This window comes from Shewanella sp. DC2-4, assembly GCF_013248875.1.
In the GTDB taxonomy this organism is placed as follows: Bacteria; Pseudomonadota; Gammaproteobacteria; order Enterobacterales; family Shewanellaceae; genus Shewanella; species Shewanella oncorhynchi.
Genome location: NZ_JABRVR010000002.1, coordinates 3,008,867 through 3,025,893, shown reverse-complemented (window position 1 = coordinate 3,025,893; position 17,027 = coordinate 3,008,867). Strand labels below are relative to the sequence as shown.

Genomic DNA, 17,027 nt, shown 5'->3' with positions numbered 1-17,027 from the left:
TTATGTTTATCTCAGTTTGAGGCTGCTAATGGATGTGTTATGGCGTTGAGTTTCCCCAATATCGATCCCGTGATCGTTTCATTTGGACCGTTTAATCTTTTTGGACAAACCTTTGAACCGGCACTGCGTTGGTATGGTTTTACCTATTTAGTCGGATTTGTTGCGTCCATGTGGTTGTTGAACCGCCAAGCCGACCGTTCAAAGGGGATATGGGCGCGGGAGCAAGTCTCAGATTTACTCTTTTATGGTTTTCTTGGGGTGATTTTAGGTGGCCGTATCGGTTACGTGCTTTTTTATCATTTCGATTATTTCCTCGCCAGTCCCCTCTATTTATTTAAAATCTCTGAAGGTGGCATGTCCTTCCACGGCGGTTTGATGGGCGTGATTACGGCGATGCTCTATATCGCGTGGAAACAAAAACGTACTTTTTTTGCTGTCGCCGATATGGTGGCACCTGTTGTGCCTATTGGTTTAGGCGCTGGTCGTATTGGTAACTTTATCAACGGCGAGCTTTGGGGACGAACCACTGATCTGCCTTGGGCTATGGTGTTTCCAACTGGTGGGCCTGACCCACGTCATCCATCCCAGTTGTATCAGTTCGCCCTTGAAGGCGTAGCATTATTCCTATTACTTTACTGGTTTAGCAAACGTACCGATAAAGTCGGTGCAGTCTCTGGTATGTTCTTAGTCGGTTACGGTATGTTCCGTATTATGGTTGAAACTGTGAGGCAACCCGACACACAGTTGGGACTTTACTGGGGATTTATGACTATGGGGCAGATACTCTCTGTGCCTATGGTGTTAATCGGTTTGTACTTGATTTTTCGTAAGCAAGGTAAGCAGCAATGAAACAGTATTTAGACTTAATGAAGCACATATTAGCCGAAGGCGTGGATAAATCGGATCGCACAGGTACTGGGACTCGCTCGGTATTTGGCTATCAAATGCGCTTCGATTTGAGCAAAGGTTTTCCTTTGGTGAGTACCAAAAAATGCCATATGCGCTCTATCATCCATGAATTGCTGTGGTTTCTGAAGGGGGAAACTAACGTTGCCTATTTACGCGAAAACAAGGTCAGCATTTGGGATGAATGGGCCGATGATAATGGCGATTTGGGCCCAGTTTATGGTGCCCAGTGGCGCAGTTGGCCAACCCAGAGTGGTGATGCTATCGATCAGATTTCGCAAGTTATCGCCCAGATAAAATCTCAGCCAGATTCTCGCCGTCTTATCGTTTCTGCGTGGAACGTGGGCGAACTGGATAAAATGGCTTTGGCACCGTGCCACGCATTTTTTCAGTTCTATGTAGCCGATGGCAAATTATCTTGTCAGCTGTATCAGCGTAGTTGTGATGTGTTTCTTGGTTTGCCATTTAATATTGCCAGTTATGCTTTGTTAACTATGATGGTCGCCCAGCAATGTGACTTGGCCTTAGGTGATTTTGTGTGGACGGGTGGCGATACCCATTTATATTCTAATCATATGGAACAGACGGCACTGCAGTTAAGTCGTGATCCAAAACCGCTGCCGACCATGACTATTGTACGCAGACCTGAGTCGATTTTTGACTATCAATTCGATGATTTTGAATTAACAAACTACGCTCCACACCCTCATATCAAAGCCCCTGTTGCTGTGTGATGTATGTTTTTTAGCCTAACACTTCGGGATAACCGAGGTGTTAGGGAGAAACTTACGATTATATTTGTTATTACAATTCGTCTACACTCAATTCATTATGATTTTTAGGAGTGCAAGATGGAAAAAGCAATTAGAAATTTTCTGAGCCAAGAGTCGGCTGGCGGTATCCTGTTATTGGTTGCTGTTGCCTTAGCCATGCTGATGGCCAATTCCCCCTTATCTGGACTTTATCAAGGCTTTTTAGGCACTGACGTTCAAGTCAAAATTGGCGAGCTCAATATACACAAGCCACTCATCCTGTGGATAAATGATGGCTTGATGGCCATATTCTTTTTGCTGATTGGTTTAGAAGTGAAACGTGAGTTACTTGAAGGCGCCTTATCTAGTGTCGCTCAAGCTTCCCTGCCTACCTTTGCTGCCATTGGCGGCATGTTAGTCCCTGCTGGTGTGTACTTACTGTTTAACTATGGTGATCCTGTCACACAGGCGGGCTGGGCGATTCCTGCCGCGACTGATATTGCCTTTGCCTTAGGTATTATGGCACTGCTCGGAAGCCGCGTTCCTGTTTCACTGAAAGTCTTCTTACTTGCTTTAGCTATTATTGATGACTTAGGCGTCATAGTGATTATCGCGCTGTTTTACAGTACTGACTTATCAACCATCAGTTTAGTGATTGCCAGTTTAGCGATTGCGGGCTTGGTTGGGTTAAACCGCAAAGGGGTTACCTCACTTTTACCCTATGGCATCTTAGGGTTAATCCTTTGGGTTGCCGTACTTAAGTCTGGAGTGCATGCGACTCTGGCTGGCGTCATCATTGCTTTTTGTATTCCATTGCGGGCAAAGGACGGCAGTTCACCCTCAGAAGGCTTAGAGCATAGTTTGCATCCTTGGAGTACTTTCCTCATTTTGCCAGTGTTTGCTTTTGCCAATGCGGGCGTTTATGTCGGCAATATGAATTTGGAGACGTTAATTTCTCCTGTACCTGTTGGTATTGCATTGGGCCTGATGTTAGGTAAGCCAATCGGTGTAATGTTATTTAGCTTTATTGCGGTGAAACTAAAATTAGCGCAATTGCCCGATGGCGTAGGTTGGAAGCAGATTGCCCCCGTCGCGGCCATGTGCGGTATTGGTTTTACTATGTCTATGTTTATTGCGTCGTTAGCCTTTGAACATGCAGACCCTATGTACGGTGACTTAGCACGCCTAGGAACTTTAATCGGTTCGATTATGGCAGCGTTAGTCGGGTATTTCTGGTTATCAAAAGTGTTACCTAATAAAGGAGTATGACTATGATAAAGTTGAAATTAATGGGAATCGTAACGCTCTTATGTTTATCGACAACCGCGACGGCATCGCAAATTTCGGCCTGTAATCAGGATGCAAACTCGCAGACTTGCCAAAGCTATCTTGAAGGAATAGTGGATGGCGCTTTGATGTTTAAATCTGATTCCTTAGGGGCGAGATTAGAAACTAATGGTTATGAATCGAGGGCACTTAAGTATCGCGGTGGTAAACGTTTCCAAGAAGCGAATCGAACCTATTGCGCCGAACGTATTCCTGAACGTAACGTTTTAGTTTCAGGAGTCACTGAAGCGGTAAGTCTGGGGAATGCTGCCGATTTGGAGCAGTTACAAGGCATAGTTACTAACTTACTCGACTGCCAGCGTTTAAAGTAACTTGACTGGGAATCATCAGGTTTTTAATCATTTGATTTTAAACTATCGAGTTTAAAATAACACAGTAACCCCTCAGCGCCTTGGCGTTTGAGGGAGCATTAACAGCGGGTTAGCATGCTGCACTTGAATTATAACCACTTGTATTATTTTTGGATGATTAAGAAAAAGGGCTCAGTCGCGAAGGCGGCCGAAGCCCTATGTTTGACGCCGCAAACGATAACGGGGCAAATTCGTGCCTTAGAAGATAGGTTAAACGGCAGTCTGTTCAAGCGAGTCGGGCGGACATTGGAGGCGACAGAATTAGGTGAATTGGTTTTTCGCTACGCCGATAAGATGTTTAGCCTTAGCTATGAAATGCTCGATTTACTTAACTATCAAAAAGCGGATGCCATGTTATTCGAGGTGGGTATTGCCGATGCCTTATCTAAAGCTTTAGTCAGCCGAGTGTTATTATCCGTAGTGCCTAATGACAATTCTATGCACTTAGCCTGCTATGAGGCGACTCACGAGAGCCTAATGGCACGTTTACGTGAGCATAAACTGGATATGATCCTTTCGGATTGTGCCGGTGAGTCACTGAAATACCCTGAAATTTTATCTAAAAAATTAGGCGAGTGTGGCGTGAGTTTTTTCTCCGCTGAGACTTATAGCGCTGATTTTCCTGCCTGTTTAGAACAAGGCCAGCTATTAATCCCCGGCCGTAGAACTTCACTCGGACAACAGCTATATCGCTGGTTTGACGAGCAAAATCTTAAAGTCAGTATTTTGGGCGAGTTCGATGATGCGGCCATGATGAAAGCCTTTGGTTACCTTAAACGAGGTATTTTTGTCACTCCGTCGATTTATCGCCAAGAAGTGATTTCCCATGGTATGAATTTGCTCGGTGAAACCACCGATGTGAAAGAGGAATACCATGTGATGTTTGCCGAACGTATGATCCAACATCCTGCGGTAAAGCGATTATTGGATACAGATTTTAGCGATCTCTTTGAGGGGCTCGATACGCAAGTACAACAATGCTAATTTTGTGAGTCAATATGAAGGGTTAATCGACACTTTAGTCAGTGAACTGATAGACTAATGCCAAATCTGTGTTGGGAGAAATACCTTGGAATTAATGAACATCGCAAGGGTTCGCTGGGCATGTCGCCGTGGGATGCTGGAATTAGACGTCTTGCTTCAACCTTTTGTTGAAAACTTCTATCAAGAAATGTCCGATGAAGATAAAACCGTGTTTATCCGTTTGTTGGAATGTGAAGATCCAGAATTGTTTGCTTGGTTTATGGGCCATGAAGTGTGCCCTGATATTGAACTGGCTCGTATGATAGTGAAAGTCCGTGGAAGACCGGCACCATAGTTTCAGTGTAAAAGCCTCTTTCGACCAACGACTCTCGTTGGTCGTTTTTATTGGTGTCTGTTCTAGCTCATTTCTGCTTTGGCCCCAAAGCGACATTATCGCCTTATCTCTGCTTAAATATTTGTTTATCGTACTTGTTAGTATTTTTTTGCTGTCGCAGTTGTGGCGACTGCAGCATTGGCGTTTAGATTTTGTGCTGAGTGATAAAGGCGAGGGGCGTTTGTCAACGGGGTCGCACTTTCAGGTACTAAAACGCACTTGGGTCACGCCCTTTGTTTGCTTGATTTATATCGAAGTGGATACTCAGCTACGGCTCTTGCTGGTTTGGGCAGATATGTTAGACGATACTGACTATCGACATTTATGTCGGCTGTTGCTGCGGGCTAAAATACAACAGACTAAACCTCATTCTGAGATTTAGTCTGTTTATGATGAAGTCACCTATGCGTATGCGGTTACTTTTCTGGTAGTAAAATAGTCGGGCGAGGCGCGTCTAATTTCTCTGGATGATCGATATTAAAATGCAGCCCACGGCTTTCTTTACGCTCCATGGCACAGCGAATAATTAATTCGGCCACTTGCACTAAGTTACGTAATTCGAGCAAGTTATTGCTAACCCTGAAGTTACTGTAATACTCCTGAATTTCTTGCTGTAACATCAGGCAGCGGCGCAGTGCACGCTCCAGACGTTTATCAGAGCGTACAATTCCAACGTAGTCCCACATGAATAACCGCAGTTCGTGCCAGTTATGGGCGATGACCACTTCCTCATCCGAGTTCGACACTTTACTTTCATCCCATGCTGGAATTTGTCCCGGGATTTGAATTTTATGCAGTTGGCTTTCTATGTCCTGTGATGCCGCACGGGCAAACACTAAACATTCGAGTAACGAGTTACTCGCCAGACGATTGGCACCATGTAAGCCCGTATAGGCGACTTCACCAATAGCATAGAGACCATTGAGATCCGTCTGACCGTGCATATCTGTCATTACTCCACCGCAGGTATAGTGAGCAGCAGGCACGACAGGGATTGCATCCTTAGTGATATCAATTCCTAGATCTAAGCAACGGCTATAGATGGTCGGAAAATGCTTCATCACAAAGTCAGCATCTTTATGGCTGATATCCAGATACACACAGTCGGCACCGAGACGTTTCATCTCATAGTCGATGGCGCGGGCAACGATGTCACGGGGAGCGAGTTCAGCGCGTTCATCAAAGTCCGGCATAAAGCGGCTGCCATCAGGACGACGCAGATAAGCCCCTTCACCACGCAGGGCTTCGGTGAGTAAGAAGTTGCGCGCATCTGCGTGGTACAAACACGTCGGATGGAATTGGTTGAACTCCATATTCGCCACGCGGCAACCTGCACGCCATGCCATGGCAATACCATCACCACTAGCGACATCGGGGTTTGAGGTATATTGATAAACCTTAGAGCTACCGCCTGTTGCTAACGCAACAAACTTGGCCTTAACGGTTTCGACGTGCTCTTCATTGCGATTCCACACATAAGCGCCTAACACACGATTACCTGGGCGATTTAACTTACGGGTGGTGATGAGGTCGATGGCGTTATAGCGTTCTAAAACTTGAATATTGGGGTGGGCGAGTGCGCGCTCTTGCAGTGTGGTTTGCACTTCTTTGCCTGTGGCATCGGCAGCGTGCAGAATACGTCTGTGGCTATGGCCGCCTTCACGGGTTAAATGGTAAGGTGCGTCTTTTGCATTACCGTCAGTGGTTTCTTCTTTATCGAAGGCAACGCCACATTCGATAAGCCATTGCATCGCACTCTTGGCATTTTCAGCCGTGAAAGTGACAACGTCTTTGTCACATAAACCCGCCCCTGCGATTAAGGTGTCTGCAACATGGGATTCGATAGTGTCACTTTCGTCGAAGACGGAGGCGATACCGCCTTGGGCGTAGTAAGTCGACCCTTCCGAGAGTGGGCCTTTTGAAAGCAGAATTACTTTTGCTTTTTCAGCAAGATGCAAAGCTAGTGTCAGACCTGCGGCACCGCTACCTATGACTAATATGTCAGATTGGTGTTCAACTACTTGTTTCATCGGGTATCATGATGTGACTGAAGAGTGCCAACTATGGTAAACCAACTCACCGATTATGGGTACTTTCCTTTTTACCTTACTTTTTTTGTATAATTTTTAGAACTTTTTCAAAGCCCGCGAGTCTACATAAGTGAATATGATTCGAGCGACTGAGAAATCAGCATTTTAGATTTAGGAGAAGTCGGCTCGGATGAGTGGACAATTAAGTGATCAACAATTAGTTGAGCGCGTACAACAAGGTGATAAAAACGCTTTTAACCTGTTAGTGCTTAAATATCAAAGTAAAGTCATTAGCTTGATATCCCGTTATGTACGGAACCAAGCGGACGTTGCTGATGTGGCACAGGAAGCGTTTATCAAAGCTTACAGAGCTTTGCCAAACTTTCGCGGTGAAAGTGCATTTTATACTTGGTTGTACCGCATCGCAGTAAACACTGCGAAGAATTATCTCGTATCACAGGGGCGTAGAACGCCTGCGAATGATGTTGATGCAGAAGATGCCGAATATTACGAAGGCAGTGACGCGCTGAAGGAGTTTGCCTCCCCAGAACGGCTAATGTTATCGGATGAAATCAAAAAAGTGATTTTCGATACATTAGAGACCTTGCCTGAAGAATTACGAATGGCCATCTCATTGCGTGAACTCGATGGTATGAGTTACGAAGATATTGCCATAGTCATGGATTGTCCTGTCGGGACCGTAAGATCGCGTATCTTCCGAGCTCGAGAGGCAATCGATAAAAAGCTCCAGCCGTTGCTGGAAGCCTAAATTCTTATTTTAAGAAACCCTTATATTTAGACAGGTGAAAAATGGATAAATTAGGTCAAGAATGGGTATCTGCCGCAGTCGATGGAGAGACTGATGCGCAGACCATGGCAGAGTTATCTGCTGATACACATTCACATGATAAATGGCATAACTATCATATGATAGGCGATGCCATGCGTGGCGAATTGCCGCAGACTATTGTGTTAGATCTCTCTGCTAGCATTGCTGCCGCCATTGAACTTGAGCCAGCGATAGTTGCGCCTAAGCATCATGCGTCTAAAGTCACTGCACCTGTAACGCCACAAATTGCCGCCAATTCGGAGCAAAGCCGCGTCGTACCTTTATTTAAGCAATTTGGTCAATATGCCATTGCTGCGACGGTTGCTATGTTTGCGATTGTGGGTGTGCAGAATTACAATCAAACCGCCGATGATGCCGCGTCACCATCGCCCGTGTTAATTACAAGGCCGCTGATTGGTAGCGCATCACCTGTGAGCCTACAAACCGGTCCTGTACAACAGAATCAAGGCTATACCAATGATCAGGTGAATGAGCAACGTCGCCGAATTAATACTTATATCCAAGATCATATGTTGCAACAACGATTGAATACTGGTGCGGTTGTAGAGGACAATACCGAGGTCGTACCCGTTCCGGTCAATCAATAACGAGGAGTTAGCTTGCGTCTAATCCTGTTGGCTTTATTAGCCTTGGTCTTTCCTGCAACCGCGCAGGAAGACATGCCTGCCAAAGCTTGGCTCGAGAAAATGAGTCAGGCTTTACGAGAGAAAGAGTTTAAAGCATCGATTATTCAACTTCAGGCCGATCATATTCGGCCTTTGGTTTACCTGCACGGTAAGGTGAATAATCAAGAAGTTGCCTTTCTAGAATACCTTAACGGTCCACCCAAAAATGCAGTGCGTGTCGGTAATCGTGTGACCTTTATTGAGCACGATGAGCCTGCGTATAGTATCGTTTCTAATCATATTCAAGGTGTCTGGCCTGCTGCTTTCTCTGCCAATATGGCGGACTTAGAAGTGGGTTATCAGTTTGTACTCGGTGGCCGTACCCGTATCGCTGGGCGTCCGGGGCAGATGATCCGCCTGTTGCCTAATGATGAATTCCGTTATGGCTTTCAAATTTGGCTTGATATGGAAACCTATCTGCCGCTGAGATACGACATGCTGACTCAAGATAAGCAATTACTTGAGCAGATAATGGTGATTGAACTCATTGAATTAAGCGAGCCGCCAGCCATTTTGCAAGAGGCCTATAAGCAAGAGTGGCCGGCAGTTATCGATCAAGCCGAGCGCCAAGACGGTCAAAACTGGCAATTTGCTTGGTTACCCGCAGGTTTTACTGTGGTAGTGCGCGACCATCATAGATTAATTGGCAGTCACGAAGCGGTGGAATACATAGCACTGACTGATGGACTGGCAAATATTTCTGTTTATGTGGCGCGTGCGGGCACGAGTCCATTGCCTGAAGAATTAATTACCCGTAATGGCTTGTCGTTAGTCTCAGAAAAAGTCGGTAATGCCGAAGTGGTTGCTGTGGGTAAAGTGCCGACAGAAACCTTAACGCGCATTGCTAAAAGTCTGACGCTAGAATAGGACGCCGATTATGATGGAAGAAATTGCCAGAGTCGTCTCCAGTGATAGTCAAGGCTGGTTGACGGTTGAAGTGGAACTTAAGAGTACCTGCAAGAGCTGCAGTAACAGTGAGTCTTGCGGGACCTCTGCTGTCGCTCAGGCTTTTTCCTCTAAAACCCAGCAATTTTCTATTCAGAGTGACCGCCGCTGCGAGGCTGGTGAATTACTCAAATTAGGCCTTCCTGAGAGCGTGATCCTCAAAGCCGCGGCATTAATCTATTTAATGCCGCTGTTTGGCCTGTTTGTCGGCGCGGCGTTAGGACAATTTTTAGGCCAGTTGCTTGAGTTTAATCCTAACCTAGGTGCCATGGGCTTTGCGGCCGTTGGTGCCTTGATTGCGTGGTCTTTTGGTAAGCAACAGGCTAAACGTTTAGAAGTTGATGCTCAGCCTGTGATTTTGGCCTATTTAGGTAGGAGCATCAATTTAAACGAATTAGCTCAATAATTTCAATGTTTTATTTTTTATCAAATAACAGCTAACTGCGGTTTTGGGCGTTGTTTTATCGGCCTGTCTTAAGTAGGAGTGAATGTGATTGGTATTGAAACCGCAATCAGGTACAATTTCGCTCCTTTGAACCGTATCCATTTTCAGTATTAGTCATTGCAGCATAATGAAACAAATTAGAAACTTCTCAATTATTGCCCATATCGACCATGGTAAATCGACGCTATCAGATCGTCTTATTCAGGTTTGTGGCGGTTTAACCGACCGTGAAATGGATTCTCAAGTTTTAGATTCTATGGATCTAGAACGTGAGCGTGGTATTACGATTAAGGCACAAAGTGTCACTTTGGATTATAAAGCCAAAGATGGCCTTGTCTATCAACTCAACTTTATTGATACCCCAGGTCATGTTGACTTCTCCTACGAGGTCTCGCGCTCATTAGCTGCCTGTGAAGGTGCTTTGCTGGTGGTTGATGCGGGTCAGGGCGTTGAAGCTCAGACATTGGCAAACTGTTATACCGCGCTGGATATGAATCTAGATGTGGTACCCATTTTAAACAAGATTGACTTACCACAAGCCGATCCAGAACGTGTAGCTGCCGAGATTGAAGATATCGTTGGTATCGATGCGATGGATGCTGTGCGTTGTTCGGCTAAAACCGGTGTCGGTGTCGATGAGGTTTTAGAAGTCATTGTTGCCAAAATTCCACCGCCAGAAGGCGATCCTGACGCACCATTGCAAGCCTTGATCATCGATTCTTGGTTTGATAACTACCTAGGCGTAGTGTCTTTAGTGCGAATTAAACACGGTAGCCTGAAAAAAGGTGACAAGTTTAAGGTAATGTCTACAGGACAAAACCACACTGCGGATCGCGTCGGTATTTTCACCCCAAAACAAACTGATAAAACCGAACTTAAAACCGGTGAAGTCGGCTTTGTAATTGCGGGTCTGAAGGAAATTCACGGCGCGCCCGTAGGTGATACGTTAACTTTAGCCAAAAATGGTGCTGAAAAGCCGTTACCTGGTTTTAAGAAAGTGAAGCCACAGGTATACGCTGGCGTATTCCCAATTTCGACCGACGAATATGAAAACTTCCGTGATGCGCTGAACAAACTCAGCCTGAACGATGCGTCATTATTCTTTGAACCTGAAAGTTCTTCGGCACTCGGTTTTGGTTTCCGCATTGGCTATTTAGGCCTGCTCCACATGGAAATCGTACAAGAGCGTTTAGAGCGTGAATACAACCTAGAGTTGATCACCACTGCGCCAACCGTAGTGTACGAAGTTGTCATGACCAGCGGTGAAACGATTTACGTTGATAACCCGTCTGATCTGCCTGCGATTAACAACATTGAAGAAATGCGTGAGCCGATTGTTGAGGCCAACATTTTAGTGCCAAAAGAATACTTAGGTAACGTGATTACCCTGTGTATTGAAAAACGTGGCACCCAAGTGAACATGGTTTACCACGGTAACCAAGTGGCTGTAACTTACCATCTGCCAATGGCGGAAGTGGTCATGGACTTCTTCGACCGTTTGAAATCCACTAGCCGTGGCTATGCATCCCTCGAATATAACTTTATTCGTTTCGATCCTGCAGACATGGTGCGTTTAGATATTCTCATCAACGGCGACCGAGTCGACGCCTTGGCTATGGTTATCCATAGATCAAACATTCGTCACCGTGGTTTAGCCTTAGTGGATAAGATGAAAGAACTTATTCCACGTCAGATGTTTGATATTGCGATTCAAGCGGCGGTGGGCAGTCAAATTATTGCCCGTTCAACCGTAAAAGCCCTGCGTAAAGACGTAACGGCTAAGTGTTATGGCGGCGACGTTTCCCGTAAGAAAAAACTCTTAAATAAACAAAAAGAGGGTAAGAAACGGATGAAGCAAGTGGGTAACGTTGAGGTGCCACAAGAAGCATTCTTAGCGGTACTTAAGCTAAACGAGTAATCGTTAGCATAATAAGTGACAATTTAGTTGACTATTGCGCCGCTGTTTGCGGCGCTTTAGTTAGGTTATCGCATTGGTTTATCACTTTGGTTTACCAAGGTCGAATACGGTAAGTTAACTAAAGTATGATATTCGCTGAGTTAGGCACCTTTAATTATTTTTAAGGCAGGAGTTCAATAAGCAATGGCAGCGTATTTTTCCATTATTCTAGTGCTAATCACCCTGATCTCAGGACTTATTTGGTTAGTCGATGTGCTCGTTTTCGCCCCAAAGCGTCGTGAGAGTTTAGCGTTAGCAAAGGCATCACAAGCGAATTTAACTGAAGAAGCTGAGTACCAAATCATTCGTGAGTCGACCATAGTCGAAACCGCGCATTCTATCTTCCCTGTGATTGCCTTTGTGTTGATCCTACGTTCATTCATTTATGAGCCATTTCAAATCCCATCGGGTTCTATGATGCCAACCCTCTTAGTGGGCGACTTCATTCTGGTGGAAAAATTTAGTTATGGGCTTAAAGATCCCGTATGGCGCACTAAACTGGTTGAAACTGGTGAGCCCAAACGCGGTGATGTGGTGGTATTTAAATATCCTGAAAATCCGCAAATTGACTACATCAAACGTGTTGTCGGTTTACCGGGTGATAGAATTATTTACCGTAACAAGCAGTTGATGATCCAGAAGGCCTGTGGCGTTGAGCAAACAGCTTGCCCAGAACCGCAAGTTATCGCCCGCACTGAGATCAGTCGTGGTGATTACAGCCAAGATGGTGTGCCGTTGCTGCGTTATAAAGAGGAATTGGGTGATGTCGCCCACGATATCTTGATCAACCCAAGTCGACCTGACATGCTGGGGTATTTTAAGCGCGAAGGTAATTTACCCGCGGGTGAATTTTTAGTGCCAGAAGGCCATTACTTTGCCATGGGTGATAACCGCGATAACAGTACCGACAGTCGTTTCTGGGGCTTTGTGCCAGAAGAGAACCTTGTTGGTAAAGCGGTAGCGATTTGGATTAGTTTTGAATTTGACCGTTCAAAAGCCGACTTCCTCCCAACTTGGGTGCCTAGCGGTGTGCGTTTTGAGCGTGTAGGTGGAATTAAATAGCATGGAACCGATTAAAAATTTGCCACGTTTGTGTCGTACCTTAGGTTATGAGTTCAAGAATATTGAGCTTTTGACTCAAGCGCTGACCCACAGAAGTGCGGCAAATAAGCATAATGAGCGCTTAGAGTTTTTAGGTGATTCAATTTTATCTATCGTGATTTCTGATGCTTTGTATCATCAGTTTCCGAAGGCAACCGAAGGCGATTTAAGCCGGATGCGTGCCACCTTAGTTCGCGGTGATACCTTAACTATCATCGCCCAAGAGTTTAAGCTCGGCGATTATTTATATCTCGGTCCTGGCGAGTTGAAAAGTGGCGGATTTAGACGCGAGTCGATTCTTGCCGATGCAGTTGAAGCCATTATTGGCGCCGTTTACCTTGATTCCGATCTCGAAGTTTGCCGTGCATTACTGTTGAAATGGTATGCCGAGCGTTTGGCCGAAATCCAACCTGGGATCAGTCAGAAAGACGCTAAGACATTACTGCAAGAACATTTACAAGGGTTTAAAAAGCCGCTGCCTGATTACCAAGTAATCAACATAGAAGGCGATGCCCACGATCAGACATTTACCGTTGAATGTCGTATTGAAGACTTGAGCCAAAGCGTCATTGGTGTGGCGAGTTCACGCCGCAAAGCCGAGCAAATCGCGGCCGCTCAAGTATTGGAGTTACTAAAGAAATGACCAAAAAAACAGACTTGTCAGGTATCGATGCTGCAAAAGCGGCAACTGAGCCGAGTTTAGATGAATTACTGGCAAGGATGAATGCGGCCGCGCCAACGCCGTCGGCCCAATACGATGTCACTTATTGCGGCATGGTGGCGATCATTGGTCGCCCTAACGTCGGTAAATCAACGTTAATCAACCGTTTGCTTGGTCAGAAGGTAAGTATTACTTCTAAAAAGCCACAAACAACGCGCCACCGTATCATGGGTATTCATACCGATGGTCCGAAGCAAATTGTGTTCATCGATACACCAGGTTTACACATAGAAGAGCAGCGGGCGATTAACCGCCTGATGAACCGCGCAGCTGCCAGTTCGCTTGCCGATGTAGCTATGGTGATTTTTGTGGTCGATGGCATGACGTGGACCGCCGATGATGAGATGGTGTTGAGTAAATTACGCCGTGGCGGTGAAGAGCGTCAGACAATTCTGGCGATCAATAAAGTCGACAATATCAAAGACAAAGAATCGCTGTTCCCGTATTTGGAAGAAGTCGCCAAAAAATATCCTTTCGATGAAATTTTGCCGATTTCTGCCAGTAAAGGCACTAACGTTAAGCGCATTTTAGAGCTAGCGGCGGCGTCGATTCCTGAAGGACCTTTCTTCTTCCCTGAAGACTATGTTACCGATCGTTCGCAACGTTTTATGGCGTCGGAAATTGTGCGTGAAAAACTGATGCGCTTCTTAGGTGATGAATTACCCTATGATGCGACAGTTGAGATTGAACAGTTCAAGATGATGGAAAATGGCGTTTATCAAATTAATGCCTTGATCCTTGTTGAGCGTGAAGGTCAAAAACGTATGGTGATTGGTAGCAAGGGCGAACGTATTCGTACTATCGCAACTCAAGCTCGCTTAGACATGGAGACCTTGTTTGATAATAAAGTTTTCCTCGAAGTGTGGGTGAAAGTGAAATCCGGTTGGGCCGATGATGAACGCGCCTTACGAAGCTTAGGTTACGGCGACGATTAAGCATTAACTTCAGCGAGCGCGCTTACCGATGAAACGTGGTTACGTTTTACATCATCGCCCATATCGAGAGTCCAGTGTCTTAGTTAACCTCTTAGTTGACGGCATTGGACGGGTTGATGTGGTTGCCCGAACCGGCAGCGGTAAGCGCTCTATCAAGAGTATTCTCCAGCCCTTTCAACCGCTGATCTTCGAATTTAGCGGTAAGTCTGAATTAAAAACCTTAACTCAAGTCGAAGCCGCTGCGCCTGCTGTGCCTCTTTCTGGTCAAAGCTTGTTTGCTGGCATGTATATCAATGAGTTATTGGTTCGCACTTTGTCTGTACAGCACAATGCCGAAGAGTTGTTCCTCATTTATCATCAAGCCTTAGTCGGCCTTGCCGCGAAGTTTTGCCAATCCCAACTGCGTTATATTGAGCTTGCCTTGCTGCGGGAATTAGGTTTTATGCCTTCTCTTAGCCGCGATACTCAAGGTGAAACACTCGTGCCTGACTATTATTACCAGCTCGTGCCTGAGTTAGGTTTTCAATTTGTACTCAACTCCCGTGCTCGCAATGCCTATCAAGGCGCCATGTTGACGGCGCTTAACGATAACCAGCTCACCGAAGCACATTTTTTGAGCGCTAAGTTGTTGATGCGCTCCCTGTTAACGCCATTACTCGGGACTAAACCTTTGTTGAGTCGACAATTGTTCGTCAGCACTGCCGTGCCAACTAAGATTGATGGGAATAATTCGCCCTAGCTCCTGTTTTTTAGCGTGAGCCTAAGTACAATAGGCCGCAATATCAGCGTTAAACATTAAGGAGTTCCCGATGAGCCGTATCTTATTGGGCGTGAATATCGACCATATTGCTACTCTGCGCCAAGCCCGTGGCACCAGTTATCCTGATCCTGTGCATGCTGCTGCCGTTGCTGAACATGCTGGCGCCGATGGCATCACTATCCATTTGCGTGAAGACAGACGCCATATCATAGACCGCGATGTATATCTGTTGGCAAAAACCTTGAAAACCCGCATGAATTTTGAATGCGCTGTGACCGAAGAAATGCTTAACATCGCCTGTGAAATTAAGCCGACCTATGTCTGTTTAGTGCCAGAAAAACGTCAAGAAGTCACCACTGAAGGCGGTTTAGATGTAGCGGGGCAGTTAGATAAAATCACTGCTGCAGTGACTCGTTTAGCTGCTGAGGGTATTCAAGTCTCCTTATTTATCGATGCCGATAAAACTCAAATTGATGCCGCTGTTGCCTCTGGCGCACCGCTTATTGAAATTCATACGGGCTGTTATGCCGATGCTAAAACGGAAGCAGAAGAAGCCACTGAGTTAGCGCGTATTAGCGAAATGGCAAAATACGCCCATGGCAAAGGTTTAGTGGTTAACGCGGGTCATGGTTTGCATTATCACAACGTGAAACCCATCGCGGCGATTCCTGAGTTATATGAACTTAATATCGGCCATGCGATTGTCGCACGTGCCGCTATTGATGGTTTAGCGACAGCAGTGAAAGACATGAAAGTGTTAATGCTTGAAGGTCGTCGAGGCGAATAATGGCGATTGTCGGCCTAGGCACAGATATCGTCGAGATTGAGCGTATTCAGGTGCATGTGGCGCGCGCAGGTGACAAGCTCGCTAAACGAGTGCTGACCGAGTCTGAGTTGGCCATTTATACTGCCCATAGTCAGCCAAGTCGTTATCTTGCCAAGCGTTTTGCGGCAAAAGAGGCCGCAGCCAAAGCTCTCGGTACGGGTATTGGCCGCGGTGTGTCGTTTCAGCATATTCACATTGGCAACAATGAGGATGGTGCACCGACGATTCACTTTACCGAGGGGGCGCTGACGCGTTTACAGCAGCTTAAAGCGACGGTTGGGCATATCTCTATTGCCGATGAAAAATCCTATGCGATTGCGACGGTAATCATAGAGTCTCAATAAACCCGAGTTTGCGTCTGTTGGTGGTAAAAAAGGAACCTTAGGGTTCCTTTTTTCATTTCTGGATGGGTATCTAAATAAATGCAAAATCAGTGAATGCAACAATTTATTTACTTTTACTGTTCAGTTTAATTGTTTTACGTTAGTTTATGGCTTTCGCGTCGCTCAATTTAGCGCAGTTAAAAGCAGGGGCAAATGAAGAGGAACCCGACATGAAATCCGCCGCAGAGCAGTTATCGACCTACAAAAGTGTGCATTTAAATCAGCGTAATATTCAGACCCATTTTATTGGCATCCCACTGATTATTTGGTCTGCTTTCCTGTTGCTGGCCACAGTGCGTATTCCGCTGGGCAGTATGGGGGAGACAAGTTTAGCAATGATAGTCGGTATGCTCGTGTTGGCCTATTATGTCCGTTTACACTTAAGGCTTTCAATGGGGCTCATATTATTCATGGTACCTGTGCTGCTCACTACTGAGTGGGCGGCGCATATCGCCGGTGCCACTTGGCTTGCCCTAGGAGTATTTGTGGTGGGCTGGGTGTTCCAGCTAATCGGCCATCAATATGAAAAAGCCAAGCCTGCCTTTGTGGATGACTTAAATCAGCTATTAATTGGGCCATTTTTCTTAATGGCGGAAGTGTATTTTATGTTGGGCTTAGAAAAGGCGCTGAATGCCCAGATAACGCCAATGGCGCTTGAGAAGCGTCGTATACTTGAGGCGAAAAAATCTGCATAGCT

General features: G+C 45.7%; 20 protein-coding genes. 19 read left to right on the top strand and 1 reads right to left on the bottom strand.

The window, feature by feature from the left end; translation table 11 throughout:
• Positions 1–39 precede the first annotated feature (39 nt).
• The 7 genes from lgt (at position 40) to HQQ92_RS13920 (ending at position 5,094) form a co-directional block, all read left to right on the top strand.
• A complete protein-coding gene (gene lgt, locus HQQ92_RS13950) occupies positions 40–849 on the top strand; it encodes a prolipoprotein diacylglyceryl transferase (RefSeq protein ID WP_173246133.1) in 810 nt (269 codons plus the stop codon).
• Complete coding sequence (gene thyA / locus HQQ92_RS13945; protein WP_105249861.1) at positions 846–1,640, top strand: thymidylate synthase; 795 nt, start codon at positions 846–848, stop codon at positions 1,638–1,640. Before lgt ends, thyA begins: the two co-directional genes overlap by 4 nt.
• Positions 1,641–1,757: 117 nt before the next feature.
• Positions 1,758–2,927 (top strand): Na+/H+ antiporter NhaA, encoded by a 1,170-nt coding sequence (nhaA, locus tag HQQ92_RS13940; protein ID WP_028760832.1) that lies wholly within the window; start codon positions 1,758–1,760, stop codon positions 2,925–2,927.
• A 2-nt stretch (positions 2,928–2,929) separates the two neighbouring features.
• Entirely contained in the window at positions 2,930–3,316 is a 387-nt protein-coding gene (locus tag HQQ92_RS13935) for a hypothetical protein (protein WP_028760831.1), read from the top strand.
• A 114-nt stretch (positions 3,317–3,430) separates the two neighbouring features.
• Positions 3,431–4,339 carry a transcriptional activator NhaR gene (nhaR, locus tag HQQ92_RS13930; RefSeq protein WP_028760830.1) on the top strand — a complete coding sequence of 303 codons (909 nt, stop codon included), beginning with the start codon at positions 3,431–3,433 and terminating at the stop codon, positions 4,337–4,339.
• Between the two features lie 85 nt (positions 4,340–4,424).
• On the top strand, positions 4,425–4,673 hold the full coding sequence (locus HQQ92_RS13925) for a succinate dehydrogenase assembly factor 2 (RefSeq protein WP_173246130.1): 249 nt from the start codon (positions 4,425–4,427) through the stop codon (positions 4,671–4,673).
• Positions 4,654–5,094, top strand: a complete 441-nt coding sequence (locus HQQ92_RS13920; protein WP_173246127.1) for a protein YgfX — start codon at positions 4,654–4,656, stop codon at positions 5,092–5,094. The genes HQQ92_RS13925 and HQQ92_RS13920 overlap by 20 nt, the downstream gene beginning before the upstream one ends.
• A gap of 34 nt (positions 5,095–5,128) precedes the next feature.
• Here the strand turns inward: HQQ92_RS13920 and nadB are convergent, their stop codons facing one another.
• Positions 5,129–6,742 carry an L-aspartate oxidase gene (gene nadB, locus HQQ92_RS13915; protein WP_028760827.1) on the bottom strand — a complete coding sequence of 538 codons (1,614 nt, stop codon included), beginning with the start codon at positions 6,740–6,742 and terminating at the stop codon, positions 5,129–5,131.
• A 190-nt stretch (positions 6,743–6,932) separates the two neighbouring features.
• Here nadB and rpoE point away from each other — a divergent pair, with 190 nt between their 5' ends.
• The 12 genes from rpoE to HQQ92_RS13855 all read left to right on the top strand — a co-directional run bounded on the left by rpoE (position 6,933) and on the right by HQQ92_RS13855 (position 17,025).
• Entirely contained in the window at positions 6,933–7,511 is a 579-nt protein-coding gene (gene rpoE / locus HQQ92_RS13910) for an RNA polymerase sigma factor RpoE (RefSeq protein ID WP_028760826.1), read from the top strand.
• A gap of 41 nt (positions 7,512–7,552) precedes the next feature.
• Entirely contained in the window at positions 7,553–8,179 is a 627-nt protein-coding gene (locus HQQ92_RS13905; protein WP_028760825.1) for a sigma-E factor negative regulatory protein, read from the top strand.
• Between the two features lie 12 nt (positions 8,180–8,191).
• Positions 8,192–9,124, top strand: a complete 933-nt coding sequence (locus HQQ92_RS13900; protein ID WP_173246125.1) for a MucB/RseB C-terminal domain-containing protein — start codon at positions 8,192–8,194, stop codon at positions 9,122–9,124.
• Positions 9,125–9,134: 10 nt separating this feature from the next.
• The gene (locus HQQ92_RS13895; protein WP_105249858.1) at positions 9,135–9,608 is read left to right on the top strand and encodes a SoxR reducing system RseC family protein; all 474 of its coding nucleotides are present in this window, start codon (positions 9,135–9,137) and stop codon (positions 9,606–9,608) included.
• A gap of 166 nt (positions 9,609–9,774) precedes the next feature.
• Positions 9,775–11,565, top strand: coding sequence for a translation elongation factor 4 (lepA, locus tag HQQ92_RS13890; protein WP_028760822.1), 1,791 nt, complete (start codon positions 9,775–9,777; stop codon positions 11,563–11,565).
• A gap of 183 nt (positions 11,566–11,748) precedes the next feature.
• Complete coding sequence (gene lepB / locus HQQ92_RS13885) at positions 11,749–12,666, top strand: signal peptidase I (protein ID WP_168823422.1); 918 nt, start codon at positions 11,749–11,751, stop codon at positions 12,664–12,666.
• A 1-nt stretch (position 12,667) separates the two neighbouring features.
• Positions 12,668–13,348, top strand: a complete 681-nt coding sequence (gene rnc, locus HQQ92_RS13880; RefSeq protein WP_012088603.1) for a ribonuclease III — start codon at positions 12,668–12,670, stop codon at positions 13,346–13,348.
• Positions 13,345–14,361 carry a GTPase Era gene (era, locus tag HQQ92_RS13875; RefSeq protein WP_028760819.1) on the top strand — a complete coding sequence of 339 codons (1,017 nt, stop codon included), beginning with the start codon at positions 13,345–13,347 and terminating at the stop codon, positions 14,359–14,361. Before rnc ends, era begins: the two co-directional genes overlap by 4 nt.
• A gap of 28 nt (positions 14,362–14,389) precedes the next feature.
• Complete coding sequence (gene recO, locus HQQ92_RS13870; protein ID WP_168823420.1) at positions 14,390–15,100, top strand: DNA repair protein RecO; 711 nt, start codon at positions 14,390–14,392, stop codon at positions 15,098–15,100.
• Between the two features lie 70 nt (positions 15,101–15,170).
• A complete protein-coding gene (pdxJ, locus tag HQQ92_RS13865; protein WP_006080782.1) occupies positions 15,171–15,908 on the top strand; it encodes a pyridoxine 5'-phosphate synthase in 738 nt (245 codons plus the stop codon).
• Positions 15,908–16,291: a holo-ACP synthase gene (gene acpS, locus HQQ92_RS13860; RefSeq protein WP_028760816.1), complete on the top strand. Its 384-nt coding sequence runs from the start codon at positions 15,908–15,910 to the stop codon at positions 16,289–16,291. The genes pdxJ and acpS overlap by 1 nt, the downstream gene beginning before the upstream one ends.
• A 209-nt stretch (positions 16,292–16,500) precedes the next feature.
• Entirely contained in the window at positions 16,501–17,025 is a 525-nt protein-coding gene (locus HQQ92_RS13855; RefSeq protein ID WP_173246121.1) for a DUF962 domain-containing protein, read from the top strand.
• Positions 17,026–17,027: the final 2 nt, after the last annotated feature.

Bases quoted from the DNA above. Each gene is read 5' to 3' on its own strand.
- lgt (WP_173246133.1), top strand. From the start codon at position 40: ATGGCGTTGAGTTTCCCCAATATCGATCCCGTGATCGTTTCATTTGGA.
- thyA (WP_105249861.1), top strand. From the start codon at position 846: ATGAAACAGTATTTAGACTTAATGAAGCACATATTAGCCGAAGGCGTG.
- nhaA (WP_028760832.1), top strand. From the start codon at position 1,758: ATGGAAAAAGCAATTAGAAATTTTCTGAGCCAAGAGTCGGCTGGCGGT.
- HQQ92_RS13935 (WP_028760831.1), top strand. From the start codon at position 2,930: ATGATAAAGTTGAAATTAATGGGAATCGTAACGCTCTTATGTTTATCG.
- nhaR (WP_028760830.1), top strand. From the start codon at position 3,431: ATGCTGCACTTGAATTATAACCACTTGTATTATTTTTGGATGATTAAG.
- nadB (WP_028760827.1), bottom strand. From the start codon at position 6,742: ATGAAACAAGTAGTTGAACACCAATCTGACATATTAGTCATAGGTAGC.
- rpoE (WP_028760826.1), top strand. From the start codon at position 6,933: ATGAGTGGACAATTAAGTGATCAACAATTAGTTGAGCGCGTACAACAA.
- HQQ92_RS13905 (WP_028760825.1), top strand. From the start codon at position 7,553: ATGGATAAATTAGGTCAAGAATGGGTATCTGCCGCAGTCGATGGAGAG.
- HQQ92_RS13895 (WP_105249858.1), top strand. From the start codon at position 9,135: ATGATGGAAGAAATTGCCAGAGTCGTCTCCAGTGATAGTCAAGGCTGG.
- lepA (WP_028760822.1), top strand. From the start codon at position 9,775: ATGAAACAAATTAGAAACTTCTCAATTATTGCCCATATCGACCATGGT.
- lepB (WP_168823422.1), top strand. From the start codon at position 11,749: ATGGCAGCGTATTTTTCCATTATTCTAGTGCTAATCACCCTGATCTCA.
- rnc (WP_012088603.1), top strand. From the start codon at position 12,668: ATGGAACCGATTAAAAATTTGCCACGTTTGTGTCGTACCTTAGGTTAT.
- era (WP_028760819.1), top strand. From the start codon at position 13,345: ATGACCAAAAAAACAGACTTGTCAGGTATCGATGCTGCAAAAGCGGCA.
- recO (WP_168823420.1), top strand. From the start codon at position 14,390: ATGAAACGTGGTTACGTTTTACATCATCGCCCATATCGAGAGTCCAGT.
- pdxJ (WP_006080782.1), top strand. From the start codon at position 15,171: ATGAGCCGTATCTTATTGGGCGTGAATATCGACCATATTGCTACTCTG.
- acpS (WP_028760816.1), top strand. From the start codon at position 15,908: ATGGCGATTGTCGGCCTAGGCACAGATATCGTCGAGATTGAGCGTATT.
- HQQ92_RS13855 (WP_173246121.1), top strand. From the start codon at position 16,501: ATGAAATCCGCCGCAGAGCAGTTATCGACCTACAAAAGTGTGCATTTA.